This window comes from Nitrospirota bacterium (genome assembly GCA_035516965.1).
Classification (GTDB): Bacteria; Nitrospirota; UBA9217; order UBA9217; family UBA9217; genus MHEA01.
Genome location: DATIZR010000019.1, coordinates 24032 through 38374 on the forward strand (window position 1 = coordinate 24032; position 14343 = coordinate 38374).

Sequence of the window (14343 nt, forward strand, 5' to 3'; positions counted from 1 at the left end):
CCGGGGAGGGCATGTCAACTGGATTTTTCGGACTTTGGGAGGGTATGCCGGTCATCCGTCGAGCGCGGCCGGAGCATGACGTGTCTTTTCCTGCGGCTTTCCCCGGGCATCAGGGGCCGCCCTTCGGCGTCAGCTCACCCGCCGGTCGAGGCTCCGGTACTGGATCGCCTCGGAGACATGGTGGGAGGCGATGGACTCGCTCCCCTCGAGGTCGGCGATGGTGCGGGCGACCTTCAGGACCCTGTTGTAGGCGCGGGCCGACAGACCGAGCCTGTTCATGGCCTTCTCCATGAGCGACTGGCACTGCTCATCAATCCTGCAGTATCTGCGGATGTGGCGGGGCTTCATGTGCGCGTTGGCATAGATGCCGTCATTCCCGAACCGCTCCTGCTGGATTGACCGAGCCCGCGTCACGCGCTCGCGGATGGACAAGGACGGCTCGGCCGGGGCGTCCGAAGCGATTTCGCCGAACTTGATCGCCGGCACCTCGATATGGATGTCGATCCGGTCCATGAGCGGGCCGGAGACCCGCGAGCGGTAGGTCTGGACCTGGTGGGGTGAGCAGAGGCACTGGTGCAGGGGGTCGCCGTGGAAACCGCACTTGCAGGGGTTCATGGCAGCGATCAGCATCAGGGATGCCGGATAGGTGATGGACGTGACCGCGCGGGATATGGTGACCTGTCCGTCCTCGAGGGGCTGGCGAAGCGCTTCGAGCACGTTCCGCTTGAACTCGGGCAGTTCGTCGAGGAAAAGCACGCCGTTGTGAGACAGGCTCACCTCGCCGGGTTTCGGAATCTGGCCGCCTCCGATCAGGCCGGCATCGGATATTGTGTGGTGCGGCGAGCGGTAAGGCCTTGTCGCGATGAGAGGCTGGCCCTGCTTGAGCAGGCCCATGATGCTGTGGATCTTGGTCGTTTCGATGGACTCATCGAAACTCATCCGGGGAAGGATCGAGGGTATCCGGCGAGCGAGCATCGTCTTGCCGGAACCCGGCGGGCCGATCATCACGATGTTGTGGGCCCCGGCGGCCGAGACCTCGATGGCGCGCTTGGCGTGCTCCTGCCCCTTTACCTCCGAGAAGTCCTCCTGGTACGCGGAATAGGTCTCGAAGGCTTCCTGGATGTCGACCTTCAAGGGCTCGACCGCGGCGTTCCCGGTCAGAAATTCGACCGCCTGGGGCAGGGTGTGCATGGCGTAAACCGGCACGGCATCGACGACCGCCGCTTCCCGTGCATTGTCAGCGGGGACCACCATGCCCCGGTAGCCGGCCTTTTTGGCCAGCACGGCCATGGACAGGAGGCCCCGGACCGGCTTCACCCTGCCGTCGAGCGAGAGCTCCCCGACGATCAGATACCCATTTACCGCTTCCTGCGCGATGATGCCCTCGGCGATCAGCATCCCGATGGCGATCGGGAGGTCGAAGGCCGAGCCTTCCTTCTTGATGTCGGCGGGCGCCAGGTTGACGACGACCTGCTTGAGCGGGAAGTCAAATCCCGTGTTCTTGAGCGCGGCGCGGACGCGCTCCTTGCTTTCCTTGACGGCAGCGTCGGGAAGACCCACCGTGGAGAAGAACGGCAGCCCCCTGCTCGCGATGTCCACCTCTACTTCGACGGGGTAGGCATCGATGCCGAGTACCGCAGCGCTGGTGACCTTGGCGAGCATGGAACCTCCCGGTGCGACCGGTGAGCCCCCTTCGCGGGAGCCGTGGGGATGCCCAGTCGCGGGATGGCACGCGACGCTCGGCCCTGCAGAGAAACGCCAGGCCCCACGCATGATGAGACACGCCCGTTCGTAATAGGCTGAATTGTTATAGCAGAGAAAAACCGGGGAGTCAAACCGAAAAGCGGGAGGAGAGGTTCACTGCTCGATACGGGTGACGAAAGCACCGACGAAGTGATTGGTACGAACATAATCGGCAAGGGGCAGTTCCTTGACCACCCCTCCGCCGGGTGTGCCGCTGCGGTCCTTGTTCCCCGCGGCATGGATGACGTAGGGTTTGCCAGACTTGATGTGCACGATGGAGAGGTGGGCTACGATCTCATCGGAAGCCCGCTTCTTCGGGTCCTTGACCCAGTAGATGATGTCGCCGTCCTGAAGCTTCTTTTGGAACATTCGCGTGGCAAGAACGGATTTCGGCAGGATGTCAACGTCGCCCTTGCCGCGCGTGCCGGCGATCGCTCTGGTCGGGCCCAGCTCCGCGGTCAGGTTCCTGCCCCACTTGCCGCTGAAGACCAGGTCCTCGCCGTATTCGAAACGCTGGTCGTAGTTCGTGACCAAGCCGTCAACAAGCCTGCCCTGCGTGATGAAACGGAGCGAGAGAGCCCTGTCGATGGCCTCTGCCGGCGTGCCGCTCTCGGCAAGCTCCACGGACCGGAAGGCGTGGTACATGCAGTCCACCTTTTCGTCCGCCACGATCCGGTTCGTCCTCACGTAGAGCCCGAGGGGGTCGGGGTCATAGGGCGTTCCGACGAACCGGCCGGCCCAGTAGGAAATGCGCTTTCCGAGGGGCAGGCGGGCGACCCGCGCTTGCGCGAGCAGAACCTCGTCGGCTGTCATCTCCGCGGGCGTCTTGTCCCGGTCGGTCTCGGCGCCGATGATCCTGAGCCCCGTCTGAAGCGAATTGGCATACCGTCTGTCGTACAATCCGGCAAGTTGTATCGACCCTTTTCGCGCCGCATGGAGAAATCTGCCGTTGCCGAGATAGATCCCTTCGTCGCCGTTGAAGAGCAGGATGTCGCCGGGCTGCAGGTCCTTCTTTGCCACCCGCTCTGCCCTCGACTTCAGGGAGTCCCTGTCCATGCCGAGCGGATACCCGTAGATCCGGTAGACGATATAGATGAGGCCGTAGCTGTCCATGCCCTGGGCCACGAGACCACCGGTCTCGTGCCTCACGCCGATGAACCTTTTTGCCGTGCGTACGATGTCGTCGGGCGAGGTGGTATTCGTGATCGGATCGGGGGACCGCAGGGGGATCACGTCTGCCGCAGCGATGATCGCGACGGAGCGGTCGGGAAACTGGACCTTGTAGCCGTCGGCATTTTTTTCGAGCACCGGGAGGCGCGTTCCCGCGTAGAGCGGCACTTTGTGGTCGCCGGTCTTGTCCAGGATCAAGGCCTCGGTCTTCGGCGACGCGATAACGATCCAGGGCCTCTCGGGATTCAGGTAGTGCCGGCCCTTGTCCTTCGGGATATAGACGGCCTCCTGCTGGATCCATCCCTCCCGGTCATCCTGGTCCGGAATCGAGATACGATACCGGTAATCCCGCTTCTCCAGGATACGTACCTCATCCGCCATCAGGACCTGCGTGCTGAGGCCGGCTTTCGGCGCGGGCCGGTCATGTACATTCGCAAGGGGCACCGAGATGATTCCGGGGATGGGGTTCTTGACGGGTTCCTGGGAGCTGAGTAGAGCGGGAAACAGGAAGAGCGCACAGACGGTGAGGAATGGTATCGGGAGATGCTTTTTCATGTGATGAGGGCCGGGAGCCGGGATGAGCTATGCCGCTGCAGCAGGGATTCCTTGACCTGGAAAAACATTGGTGCCGAAGGGGGGACTCGAACCCCCATGGGTTGCCCCACACGCCCCTCAAACGTGCGTGTCTACCAATTCCACCACTTCGGCACTCACTACGCGCTTGTGCTGTACAGCTGAGGGACACCGGCTTGGACAGGTTGAGGGAACAGCGGGTACTGCCTGGCCGTGTCCTTTTGACGCGCGTTCTTCCGCGCCTACTTCTTCAGGACCGGCTGCTTCGCGGCAACGGCGGTAAGCCAGCCCGCATGCCGGTTCTCCCGGCCGTGAACGATCTTGAAAAATTCCGCCTGCATTTCCTTGGTTATCGGCCCCGGTTTACCGGTCCCGATCTTCCGGTCGTCCACCTCGCGGATCGGCGTGATCTCGGCCGCGGTACCGGTGAAGAATGCTTCGTCGGCAATGTAAAGCTCGTCGCGTGTGAACCGCTCCTCCACCAACCGCATGCCGCGTTCGGCCGCGAGCTGCATGATCGTCTCGCGGGTGATTCCTTCGAGGATCGAAGTGAGCGGCGGCGTCTTGATCACGCCCTTGCGCACCATGAACACGTTCTCGCCGCTTCCTTCGGCGATGTACCCGTCAGTGTCGAGCAGCATCGCCTCGTCGTATCCGTTCGTGAGCGCCTCACGCTTTGCCAGCAGGGAGTTCGCATAATTCGCCGTGGTCTTGGACCTCACCATGGTCGCGTTCACATGGGGCCTGATGAACGATGATATCTTGACGCGGATGCCGTTCTGGAGCCCCTCTTCGCCCAAGTAGCTGCCCCAGGGCCATACCGCGATCGAGACTTGGATTGGATTCTCCTTCGGGAAGACCCCCATCGCACCGTAGCCGATATAGGCGAGGGGCCTGATGTAGCAGGCCTCAATCTTGTTTACCCGGATGGTCTCAAGGATCGCTTCCGTCACGGCTTCCCGGGTGAAAGGCATCTCCAACTGCAGAATATGGGCGGATTCAAAGAACCGGTTCACGTGCTCGGAGAGCCGAAACACGGCAGAGCCGGAATCCGTCTTGTAGCACCGGATGCCTTCAAAAACGCCCGTACCGTAATGGAGCGAGTGCGTCAGGATGTGGACTTTCGCGTCATCCCAGTCAACGAACGAGCCATTCATCCATATCTTCTCGGTTGCCTGAAGCATAGGGGACATTTATAACAGCCTCTGCCTGAATTGTCAATTACTTTTTCCCCTCTTTTGCTGGAGAAAGAGCACATCCGTCGGGGATGAAACCGGATCCGGCAAAAAAAAACCCCTTCTGCCCGGTGGTAATGAGGCAAGAAGAGGGTTGAGGGAGGAGGGGGCAGGCACGCGCATTATCGCACCAGCCCGGAAATCGTTTGCAACAGGTCATGCCGGGGAGCCGGTTATTCCCCTTTCTTTCCCACCGGCTTCGTCCCGGTCAAATGACGCCGATCGGGATGGGTCAGGAACACTATTTCCTGGACCTTCTTTTGCAGACGATGAACGGCTTTTTGGGTCTCTTGATCCTTCTCACGATCGTCCATCACGAGGTATCGCTCCAGGCTGGCCCTGAGGTCGTGTAAACCGTTGTCACCAGCATCGTCCATCAGAAAAACACCTCCCCGGCGCCCATCGCCAGCAGACAGGAGAAAGCCGACCATGAGAGGCTGTCGTCGGTGCATTGTCCTGCTAAGAGAAATCATACCAGTCCGGAGACACCCTGTAAATAACCCGGTCGGGGTATTTTCGGGGTAGGGGCTCCCGCTCTGCGGCAGGAAGGTGGGTCGAAAAAAAGGAGGCATGTACGGGAAATACTGGGAGCATGAAGGGCCGGTCGCTTCAGGCGGTCAGATGATGCCTGTCTTGCGGGCCTTGATCAGGGCCTCGCCGCGGTCCTTGGCCTGCAGTTTTTCGTAAATGTTTTTTATATGCGTATGCACGGTGTGGGAACTGATGCCCAGGCGCAGCGATATCTCTTTGTAGGTCAGCCCCTGCTCGATGCACTTGACGATGTCCCGTTCGCGCAGGCTCAGGATGTACAGCTCCCCGACGGCCTCGTCCTGAAACTCGTGGATCACCTTCCGGGCGATCTTGGGGCTCATGGGCGCCCCGCCCTTGTTGATCTCATGGATCGCCTCGACGATCTCCCGGGGGGTGCTGCCCTTGAGGATGTAACCCGAGGCCCCGGCTTTGATCGCGGAGAACACATTCTCCCGGTCCTCGAAGACCGTGTGGGCCATGATCTCGATCCGGGGCATTTCCTCTTTCGCTTTTTTGATCAGCTCGATGCCGGACATGCCCGGGAGCCCCAGATCGGCAAGCATCACGTCGGGCGCCACCTTCTTGAGAGACCGCAGTGCATCCTCGGCGCTGCTGAATCCCCCGGCCACCGTAATCCCCGACTCGCCGCTCAGGAGCAGCTTGAGACTTTCCAGGAGGATGGGGTCGTCTTCGACAATCACCAGGCGCATAAACTCACCTTAGCACAGTTTTCATTGAATTGCCATACCCTCGGCAGGGTATCGTAAGGGGAAGGGAAGCATGAACCTGACGGCAGTCCCCCTCTCGTTCGAAATAGCCACGGTCCCGCCGATGTCGACAGCCCGGGTTTTCATATGCGAAAGCCCCCTGCCTCCCGATTGGCCATCGTTCACGCCGATGCCGTTGTCGCGGATCGTGAGGAGCACTGCCTCGGGAGCGACCCGGAAGCCGACCCTGACTTCCGAGGCCTTTGCATGCTTGATGACGTTGGTCAGCGCCTCCTTGTAGATCTTGAAGATGTTCACCCAGGTGAGGCTGCCCGGCTGCTCGGTGATGTCCTGGACATCCGCATCGATCGCAAACCCGATATTGTGCGTCTTGATCATGTTCGCGCCCTGGTTCCGGAGCTCGACCGCGAGCGTCCGCCACGTGAGGTCCCTGCTGTCAAGGCTGTGCATGAAGCCGCGGACCTCTGCGATGCCTTCCCGCGAAAGCTGGGATATCGTGGCCAGCAGCTTCCCGACCGATTCCTGGTCTTTCGCCTTCCGCACAAGCTCCGAGAGGATGCTGATATTCGTCGTGATCCCGCCGATGCCGTCATGCAGGTCCATGAGGAGCTTTTCCTTTTCCACCCGGTACCGCCGTTCAGTCTCGATCCGCTCCTGATACTGTCTGACGCTTTCCTCGTAGAACTTGACCTTCGCTTCTTCCGCCTCGGAACGCCCCTACCTGGCCTTTCCGTTTGACAGACCGCCCGTCAGGCGCTACACTAGAATAAGTTCCTTTCAAGGAGGCCTTTATGCAGATCAAGACCATCCTCTTTCCTACCGATTTTTCCCGGGGGGCGCGGGCCGCGATGGACCATGCCGTTTCGCTTGCCCGCGACTACGATGCCAAGCTCATCCTGCTCTACGTGATCCAGGACATCAGCATCGCAGAATGGTACATCCCCTCGTCTCTTTCCATGAGTGATCTCGTTGAGGACATGGAGAAGAGTGCCTGGAAGGAAATGGAAAAGTGGATCGCGGAGGTTTCGACCGGGGTGAGCAAGGTCGAAAAGATGGTCATGCGGGGCGTTCCTTTTGTCGAGATCATCAGGACCGCCAAGGAACAGAACGCCGACCTTATCGTCATCGGCACGCACGGCAGGACCGGCATCGATCACATGCTCTTCGGCAGTACCGCGGAAAAGGTCGTCCGGAAGTCGCCCTGTGCGGTGCTCACCGTGCGCATCCCCGGAAAGGAATTCACGATGCCGTGATGCAATAACCGCAGCGTCAGGGAGACCAAAAAAGGCAGGCCCGAAGGCCTGCCTATCGTCGTCGTTCTCTCTGTCGCGGGTCCGCCCGCGTTCTTCCCGAAGCCTTACTGCCCCAGCAGCGTCGTGAACGTATCGTGGTGGCGTTCTTCGTCGCTCAGGATCTCTTCAAAGAGCAGGCGGGTCGTTTCATCGCCTTCCGATGCAGCCTGTTTGATGATGTCCTTATACAACGTAATTGCCTCCTCTTCGGCCTTCACGTCGGCCTTGAGCATCTGCGTTTCATTGCCGCCGACCGCGATCGGATTGGGCTTGGTCGTGGGGTTCACATCGAAGTAGAAGAGACGCTCCGCGATCTTTTCCGCGTGCTTCATCTCCTCCACGGCGATCTCCTCGAACACGTCCATCAGCGATGGCGAGTTGAGGCCCTTCACCATGATATGATGCCACATGTACTGGACGATTGCCTGCAGCTCTCCTGCGATCGCCTGGTTCATCATCTCCGTCAGCTTCGGGCTTGCCTTCTGTACCATACAATCCTCCTTAGACGTGCATGCGTGAGTGACTCTGCCGGTCAACTATGAAGTAACTATAGCATAGAGACGGCGTCTTTGCCAGGGGGGAAACAGTGATCGAGCCAGTTTGATCGCGCGCCTTCCTAAATTCCAGTTGCCTTGGGCGCCGTCATTCTCTATAATGTGCGGGCATTCATTCGGATAAAGGAGTCCGCCCATGGGCAAAAATCTTGTACACAAAATCCTGGAATCCCATCTCATGGAAGGAACGCTCAACGCCGGGACCGAGATCGCGATCAGGATCGACCAGACCCTGACCCAGGACGCGACGGGCACCATGACCTATCTCCAGTTCGAGGCCATGGACGTGCCGCGCGTGAAAACGGAGCTGTCTGTGAGCTACGTCGACCACAACACCCTCCAGGACGGCTTTGAGAACGCTGACGACCACCGCTATCTCCAGACCGTGGCGTCCCGCTACGGCATCCGGTACTCGAAGGCAGGCAACGGTATCTGTCACCAGGTCCATCTTGAACGTTTCGGCAGGCCGGGAAGGACGCTCCTGGGATCCGATTCCCATACGCCTACCAACGGCGGAATCGGCATGATCGCCATCGGCGCGGGCGGCCTCGATGTCGCCGTCGCCATGGGCGGAGGTCCCTTCTACCTGACCTGCCCCAACGTCGTCAAGGTGAACCTGACGGGTCGACTGAAGCCATGGGTATCGGCCAAGGACGTGATTCTCTCCCTCCTGAGGATGCTCACCACCAGGGGCAACGTCGGCGCCGTGCTCGAATACGGCGGCGAGGGCGTGAAGACATTATCAGTTCCCGAACGCGCTACCATCACGAACATGGGCGCCGAGCTTGGCGTTACTACCTCTGTCTTCCCGAGCGACGAGGTCACCAGAGCGTTCCTCAGGGCGCAGCGCAGGGATGCCGACTGGACGGCGCTGGCGGCGGACGCGGATGCCACCTACGACAGGGTGATCGACCTTGACCTGGGCCAGGTCGAGCCGCTGATGGCGAAGCCGCATTCGCCGGACAGCATCGGCACGGTTCGGGAGCTTGCAGGAATGAAGGTGGACCAGGTCATGGTCGGCTCCTGCACCAACTCTTCTTACCGCGACCTGATGATCGTCGCTTCGATGTTAAAAGGGAGAAGGGTCTTCCCGGACGTCAGCTTTGGTGTGGCGCCCGGCTCGCGGCAGGTGCTCGAAATGATCGCGAAGAACGGTGCGCTGGCGGACATCATCGCTGCCGGCGCGCGGGTGCTCGAATCCACGTGCGGCTTCTGCATCGGCGCGGGCCAGGCTCCCAAAACGGACGCCGTCTCGATCCGGACCAGCAACCGCAACTTCGAGGGCCGCTCCGGCACGAAGGGCGCGAAGGTGTTCCTCGCCAGCCCGGAATCGGCGGTTGCCGCGGCCCTCGCGGGCGGCATCATGGATCCCCGCGACCTGGGCATTCCCTATCCGGAGATCGCAATGCCGGAGCAGTTCTGGATCGAGGACTCGATGATCCTCCCGCCGGCCAGGGACCCCCTGTCGGTGGCGGTGTTCCGCGGTCCGAACATCGGAGATCCCCCGGCGGCCGATCCGCTGCCGGACGCGATCAGGGGCGTTGCCGCGATCAAGGTCGGCGACAAGATCACCACGGACCACATCATGCCTGCGGGCTCGCGGCTCAAGTACCGTTCGAACATTCCGAAATACGCTGCGTTCGTGTTCGAAGGGATCGACGCGTCATTCTCGGCGAGAGCGCTCGAAAACAAGAAGGCGGGCATTCACAACATTGTCATCGCGGGCGCGAGCTACGGCCAGGGGTCGAGCCGCGAGCACGCGGCAATCTGTCCCATGTACCTCGGCGTCAAGGCAGTGATCGCAAAATCCTTCGAGCGCATCCACGCTGCCAATCTCATCAACTTCGGCATCCTGCCGCTCACCTTCGCGAGCGAAGGCGATTACGACGTTATCGGAGCCGGCGACAGACTTGAGATCGGGAACATCAAAGCGGCGCTTCGGGCTGGCAGGGGTCTCGCGCTGCAAGATGCGACAAACGGTAACACCTTTGCCCTGAAATGCGCGGTGAGCGCCAGGCAGATGGACATTCTGCTGGCCGGCGGGATGCTGAACTATACGAAGGCGCGAAGCACCTAAGGCGGCGTCAAGAGACTTGCCGAATACATGACAAAGCCGCGATCCTGCGAGCGCGGCTTTGTCATGAGGACTGAAAAGGAAATTTTCGGTATCGTTTGCACTACACCTTCGCGTCCCTCAGATACTGGGCCGCATCTTCGGGCGGCGTGGGATTGATGTAGAAGCCAGATCCCCACTCGAATCCCGCGACGCGGGTGAGGCGCGGCATGATCTCGAGGTGCCAGTGGAAGTCATCGTTCAGGGTATGCCAGTGACCGCGCCGCGGCACCCGGTTCGGAGCGGTGTAGAGCATGTAGTTGTACGGCGGGGAGTTCAGAACCTTATCGAGCCTCCTGAGCGTGTTCCTGATCGTTCGGGAGAAGTCCATGATCTCTTCCTTCGTAACGTCGACATAGGAGCAGACGTGCTTCTTGGGATAGATCCAGGTCTCGAAGGGGAACCGCGGCGCAAAAGGCACCATGACGATGAAATGCCTCGTCTCTTCCACGATGCGTTCCGGGGACGAGAGCTCCTGCCTTATGATATCGCAGAAGATGCAGCGCTCCTTGTAGTCGTAGTATGACTTCGCACCGTCAAGCTTTTCCTTCACGAATTTCGGAATGATCGGGGTCGCAATGATCTGGGAATGAGCATGGTTGATCGCAGAACCTGCGGTCCAGCCCTGGTTCTTGAAGACCAGCACGTACCGAAGCCTGCTGTCCCTCTCCAGGTCCAGGATCCGGTCGCGATAGGCCCAGAGCACCTTTTCGACCTGGTTCTCGGAAAGCTCCTCCAGCCGGACGGCGTGATCGGGGCCTTCCACGATCATCTCGTGCGCCCCGATGCCGTTCATCCAGTCGTAGATTCCGCTGCCTTCACGTTCAAGCGTGCCCTCGATCTCCAGGACGGGGAATTTGCTCGGGATGACGCGGACCCACCAGCCCGTTGTGTTCGGCTGGGTCCGTTCCATGCGAAAGGACATGATTTCAGGGGGGGTTTTTGCTTCATTGCCGCCGCAGAAGGGGCATTCCGCAGGCGTGACATCATCTTGGGGCTCTTCGAAGGAATAGTCCTCGGGCTTCTTCGGCCGTTTTGTCGACACGATGATCCACCGGCCCACGACCGGGTCTTTCCGTAGTCGAGACATCAGCCGCCAGACCTCGCCTTCTGCTCCGTCAGTACCTTGTGTACGATCCGTTTCAGCTCTTTGATGCGGATTGGTTTGTTGATGTATTCCGCGGCCCCGAGGCTCATGGCCTTGAGATAGCTTTCCACCTCACCGTAGGCGGTGACCATGATGACGTCGGTCTTCGCGCCCGTCTTCCTGATCTCCTGCAGCAGCTGGAGGCCGTCCATTTCGGGCATCTTGATGTCCGTTATGATCAGGTTGTAGGGATTGGCCTTGAACAGTGCGAGCGCCTCGATACCGCCGCTCGCCAGCGCGACTTCATAACCTTCATCGGTCAGTATGGTATGAAAGAGTTCGCGGGCTCCCTCTTCATCATCTACGACAAGAATCTTCATCCGTTACCCCAGCGATCATTAGTATTGCAAAAATATCATAAAATACCCGTGTCGTCAAGGTAAGGGCAAGCTTCTTTTTCCCGGTGCGGTGGTACGACTTCATGCGGAAGGAGTTGCGGAGAAAAATCAGCTATTTAATTCATATAACAATCGAAGCCCCTCGAGGGTCAATTGCGGCCGGATTTCCTGTACTGTTTTGGTCTCCGGTGACACGAGCTCGGCCAGCCCGCCCGTGGCGACGACCCTGGCATCGGGGGACAGTTCCTTCTTCATCCGCTCCACAATGCCGTCCACCAGCCCTGCATATCCGTAGAGTATTCCGGCCTGCATGGCGCTGATCGTGTCGGTGCCGATCACCCGCAGCGGCTTTGCAAGCTCGAACCGCGGCAGCTTCGATGCCCGCTGAAAGAGGGCATCCGCCGATATCTTGATGCCGGGCGTGATGGCGCCGCCCAGGTACTCGCCCAGCTTCGTTATGGCACAGAACGTCGTCGCCGTGCCGAAGTCCACGATGATCAGCGGTCCTCCGTAGAGACGGTATGCTGCGGCCGCGTTCACGATACGGTCGGCGCCAAGCTCCTTCGGGTTATCATACCGTATCGTGATACCGGTCTTGATCTCGTGCGTCACGACCAGCGGTTCGAGGCGGAAGTATTTCCTTGCCATCTCCTGCATCACGGTCAGGACGGGCGGCACCACGGTCGAAATGATGACGCCCGTCACCTGCCCGAACTCGAGGCCGGCAAAATGAAACAAGTCCTTGAAGATCATGGCGTATTCGTCGGAAGTGATCTGGCTGTTCGTTCCCACCCGCCAGTTCGCAACCAGGGCCTCCTTGTCGAATACGCCGATGACCACGTTGGTGTTGCCGACGTCGATAGCTAAAAGCATCATATCCTCCGGGGATGGCCCTATTTCATGATCCAAATATGCAAGGGTGTTCAAACGGCCAAAGGTTACAGGGTTTCAATGCGACATTGTTTAATTGGGACGCATCCTCGTGTAAACAGCGAGCCTTGACTTTGCTGTTTATTTCTTGAGGATCGTCACGTCTCCTGAGGCGACGGTCCGCACGGTCCCGTCATCCTGCCTCACGATCAGCCGGCCCTCGCTGTCGATGCCCTGCGCGAGACCCTGCAGCGCATCTCCTAGACCGCTCACCGCTACCCGGTTGCCGATGGTCACATTGAGCGCTCCCCACTCCCGCAGGACGTCGTTCTCCTTGCTCAGGAACACCCCGTACCAGCGCTCCAGCTCCAGCAGGAGCTGACGCACCAGTTCTGTGCGGTCGACCCGCGCTCCCGCTTCGACGGCAAGGGTCGTCGTGAGCCCGCGAACGTCCGCGGGAAGCTCGCTCATCTCCATGTTCACGTCAAGACCGATGCCGAGCACGACATGTTTTATCCGCTCCGGCTCGGCGCTCATCTCCGTAAGCAGTCCGCCCGCCTTCCTTCCGGACAGGAGAATGTCGTTGGGCCATTTGATCGAGGCCGGAACCCGGCAGGTCGTGCGGATGGCACGGGCGGCGGCGACGGCGCCCATCAGCGTGATCAGGGGCGCCTTGTGGGTCGGCAGGGCGGGCCTCAGGATGACGCTCAGGTACAGGTTCCCCCTGGGCGAGATCCACTTCCTGCCGAGCCGTCCCTTGCCGCCGGTCTGCGTCTCCGCGATGACGACGACGCCTTCGGGTGCTCCCTTTGCCGCCATTTCCATGGCAAGCGTATTCGTCGACTCCGTCGCGCTCAAGAGAAGGAGCTCCCTGCCGATGAGCTTTGTCTTAAGCCCGGACCGTATGTCTTCGATTCTCAGGACGTCGGGAACCGATGTGATCCGGTATCCCCGGGAGGGGACTGCCTCGATGCCGAACCCCTCTCCTTCCAGCGATTTGATGTGCTTCCAGACCATGGTCCGCGAGATGCCCATCTTTGCAGCCAGCTGTTCGCCGGATACGTATCCGCCCCTTGACGTCCGGAGGAGCTTCAGGATTCTCTCTTTGTACATTTGGATCGTTTCACCGTTCAGGCGCACCGACGCGAAGGCTTAAGCAGTAGATTCTGGAGATCATTTCTGAGCGTCACTCGCGACTTTGCGGATCAAGTATTTTTATTTGATCTTCATGCTGATATCCGCCGCCGGCGCCGAATGGGTCAGGGCGCCCGAAGAGATAAGATCGACCCCCGTTTCAGCGATCCCGCGGATCGTTTCGAGGGTGACGTTGCCGGACGCCTCAACCTGCGCCCTGCCGTTGATGATCTTGACCGCCTCGCGCATCGTGTCGATCGGCATGTTGTCGAGCATGATGATGTCGGCTTTTGCGTCCAGCGCTTCGCGTACTTCCTCGAGATTCGAGGTCTCCACCTCGACCGTGAGCTTACCCGCTCGTCGTTTGGCGCTCTCCACCGCTTTCGTGATGCCGCCCGCCGCCTTGATGTGGTTGTCCTTGATCAGGACCATGTCATAGAGGCCCATGCGGTGGTTCTTCCCGCCTCCCATGCGCACCGCGTACTTTTCGAGTTCGCGCAGGCCGGGAAGCGTCTTTCTCGTGTCCAGGACCTGCGCCTTGGTTCCCGAGACCCGCTCAACGAACTTCGCGGTCAGGGTCGCAATGCCGGACATATGCTGGAGAAGGTTCAGGGCGACCCGTTCGCCCTTGAGCAGGGATCGCGTAGCGCCGGAGAGTTTCGCGATCTCCGCGCCCGCCGGTATCCTGTCTCCATCCGCGAAGAAGGCGGTGAACTGTATCCCTTCGTCCAGATGGTTGAATACCGCCCTGCTCACTCCGATGCCGGCAAGGACGAGTTCCTGCTTCGCCAGCAGGGAGGCGGCGGACGTTGCGTCGCCCGGAATCGTCAAGTCCCCCGTGACGTCGCCGGCGCCGATGTCCTCCTGCAATGCTCGCTCTATGAGGTCCTTCAGCTTTGCGTTCATGGCGACAAT

The 14343-nt window shown here is 60.2% G+C and carries 14 protein-coding genes and 1 tRNA gene; 2 read left to right on the forward strand and 13 right to left on the reverse strand.

Features of this window, described 5'->3' with window-relative positions; genetic code table 11:
* Positions 1-129: 129 nt before the first annotated feature.
* The 7 genes from VL197_01665 to VL197_01695 form a co-directional block, all read right to left on the reverse strand.
* Positions 130-1662, reverse strand: a complete 1533-nt coding sequence (locus VL197_01665) for a YifB family Mg chelatase-like AAA ATPase (GenBank protein ID HUJ16676.1) — start codon at positions 1660-1662, stop codon at positions 130-132.
* Positions 1663-1857: 195 nt separating this feature from the next.
* A complete protein-coding gene (locus VL197_01670) occupies positions 1858-3468 on the reverse strand; it encodes an NlpC/P60 family protein (GenBank protein HUJ16677.1) in 1611 nt (536 codons plus the stop codon).
* Between the two features lie 68 nt (positions 3469-3536).
* Positions 3537-3621 (reverse strand) — tRNA-Leu (locus VL197_01675).
* 107 nt (positions 3622-3728) lie between these two features.
* Complete coding sequence (locus tag VL197_01680; protein HUJ16678.1) at positions 3729-4670, reverse strand: branched-chain amino acid transaminase; 942 nt, start codon at positions 4668-4670, stop codon at positions 3729-3731.
* A 224-nt stretch (positions 4671-4894) separates the two neighbouring features.
* The gene (locus VL197_01685) at positions 4895-5098 is read right to left on the reverse strand and encodes a hypothetical protein (protein HUJ16679.1); all 204 of its coding nucleotides are present in this window, start codon (positions 5096-5098) and stop codon (positions 4895-4897) included.
* 240 nt (positions 5099-5338) lie between these two features.
* Positions 5339-5962: a response regulator transcription factor gene (locus VL197_01690; GenBank protein HUJ16680.1), complete on the reverse strand. Its 624-nt coding sequence runs from the start codon at positions 5960-5962 to the stop codon at positions 5339-5341.
* 21 nt (positions 5963-5983) lie between these two features.
* Positions 5984-6604 (reverse strand): ATP-binding protein, encoded by a 621-nt coding sequence (locus VL197_01695; GenBank protein ID HUJ16681.1) that lies wholly within the window; start codon positions 6602-6604, stop codon positions 5984-5986.
* Positions 6605-6771: 167 nt separating this feature from the next.
* Here VL197_01695 and VL197_01700 point away from each other — a divergent pair, with 167 nt between their 5' ends.
* Positions 6772-7233, forward strand: coding sequence for a universal stress protein (locus VL197_01700; protein HUJ16682.1), 462 nt, complete (start codon positions 6772-6774; stop codon positions 7231-7233).
* Positions 7234-7337: 104 nt separating this feature from the next.
* Here the strand turns inward: VL197_01700 and VL197_01705 are convergent, their stop codons facing one another.
* Complete coding sequence (locus VL197_01705; protein HUJ16683.1) at positions 7338-7763, reverse strand: ferritin-like domain-containing protein; 426 nt, start codon at positions 7761-7763, stop codon at positions 7338-7340.
* A gap of 199 nt (positions 7764-7962) precedes the next feature.
* Here VL197_01705 and VL197_01710 point away from each other — a divergent pair, with 199 nt between their 5' ends.
* Positions 7963-9903 carry an aconitate hydratase gene (locus VL197_01710; GenBank protein ID HUJ16684.1) on the forward strand — a complete coding sequence of 647 codons (1941 nt, stop codon included), beginning with the start codon at positions 7963-7965 and terminating at the stop codon, positions 9901-9903.
* A 100-nt stretch (positions 9904-10003) separates the two neighbouring features.
* Here VL197_01710 and galT read toward each other — a convergent pair whose 3' ends face one another.
* The 5 genes from galT to nadC all read right to left on the reverse strand — a co-directional run bounded on the left by galT (position 10004) and on the right by nadC (position 14334).
* The gene (galT, locus tag VL197_01715) at positions 10004-11029 is read right to left on the reverse strand and encodes a galactose-1-phosphate uridylyltransferase (GenBank protein HUJ16685.1); all 1026 of its coding nucleotides are present in this window, start codon (positions 11027-11029) and stop codon (positions 10004-10006) included.
* Positions 11029-11406 carry a response regulator gene (locus VL197_01720; GenBank protein ID HUJ16686.1) on the reverse strand — a complete coding sequence of 126 codons (378 nt, stop codon included), beginning with the start codon at positions 11404-11406 and terminating at the stop codon, positions 11029-11031. Before VL197_01720 ends, galT begins: the two co-directional genes overlap by 1 nt.
* A gap of 126 nt (positions 11407-11532) precedes the next feature.
* A complete protein-coding gene (locus VL197_01725; GenBank protein ID HUJ16687.1) occupies positions 11533-12297 on the reverse strand; it encodes a type III pantothenate kinase in 765 nt (254 codons plus the stop codon).
* Positions 12298-12435: 138 nt separating this feature from the next.
* A complete protein-coding gene (locus VL197_01730) occupies positions 12436-13407 on the reverse strand; it encodes a biotin--[acetyl-CoA-carboxylase] ligase (GenBank protein ID HUJ16688.1) in 972 nt (323 codons plus the stop codon).
* A gap of 102 nt (positions 13408-13509) precedes the next feature.
* The gene (nadC, locus tag VL197_01735) at positions 13510-14334 is read right to left on the reverse strand and encodes a carboxylating nicotinate-nucleotide diphosphorylase (protein HUJ16689.1); all 825 of its coding nucleotides are present in this window, start codon (positions 14332-14334) and stop codon (positions 13510-13512) included.
* Between the last annotated feature and the right edge of the window lie 9 nt (positions 14335-14343).

Coding starts and splice junctions, on each gene's coding strand:
- VL197_01670 (HUJ16677.1), bottom strand. CDS start 3,468: ATGAAAAAGCATCTCCCGATACCATTCCTCACCGTCTGTGCGCTCTTC.
- galT (HUJ16685.1), bottom strand. CDS start 11,029: ATGTCTCGACTACGGAAAGACCCGGTCGTGGGCCGGTGGATCATCGTG.
- VL197_01685 (HUJ16679.1), bottom strand. CDS start 5,098: ATGGACGATGCTGGTGACAACGGTTTACACGACCTCAGGGCCAGCCTG.
- VL197_01720 (HUJ16686.1), bottom strand. CDS start 11,406: ATGAAGATTCTTGTCGTAGATGATGAAGAGGGAGCCCGCGAACTCTTT.
- VL197_01725 (HUJ16687.1), bottom strand. CDS start 12,297: ATGCTTTTAGCTATCGACGTCGGCAACACCAACGTGGTCATCGGCGTA.
- VL197_01680 (HUJ16678.1), bottom strand. CDS start 4,670: ATGCTTCAGGCAACCGAGAAGATATGGATGAATGGCTCGTTCGTTGAC.
- VL197_01700 (HUJ16682.1), top strand. CDS start 6,772: ATGCAGATCAAGACCATCCTCTTTCCTACCGATTTTTCCCGGGGGGCG.
- nadC (HUJ16689.1), bottom strand. CDS start 14,334: ATGAACGCAAAGCTGAAGGACCTCATAGAGCGAGCATTGCAGGAGGAC.
- VL197_01690 (HUJ16680.1), bottom strand. CDS start 5,962: ATGCGCCTGGTGATTGTCGAAGACGACCCCATCCTCCTGGAAAGTCTC.
- VL197_01730 (HUJ16688.1), bottom strand. CDS start 13,407: ATGTACAAAGAGAGAATCCTGAAGCTCCTCCGGACGTCAAGGGGCGGA.
- VL197_01665 (HUJ16676.1), bottom strand. CDS start 1,662: ATGCTCGCCAAGGTCACCAGCGCTGCGGTACTCGGCATCGATGCCTAC.
- VL197_01705 (HUJ16683.1), bottom strand. CDS start 7,763: ATGGTACAGAAGGCAAGCCCGAAGCTGACGGAGATGATGAACCAGGCG.
- VL197_01710 (HUJ16684.1), top strand. CDS start 7,963: ATGGGCAAAAATCTTGTACACAAAATCCTGGAATCCCATCTCATGGAA.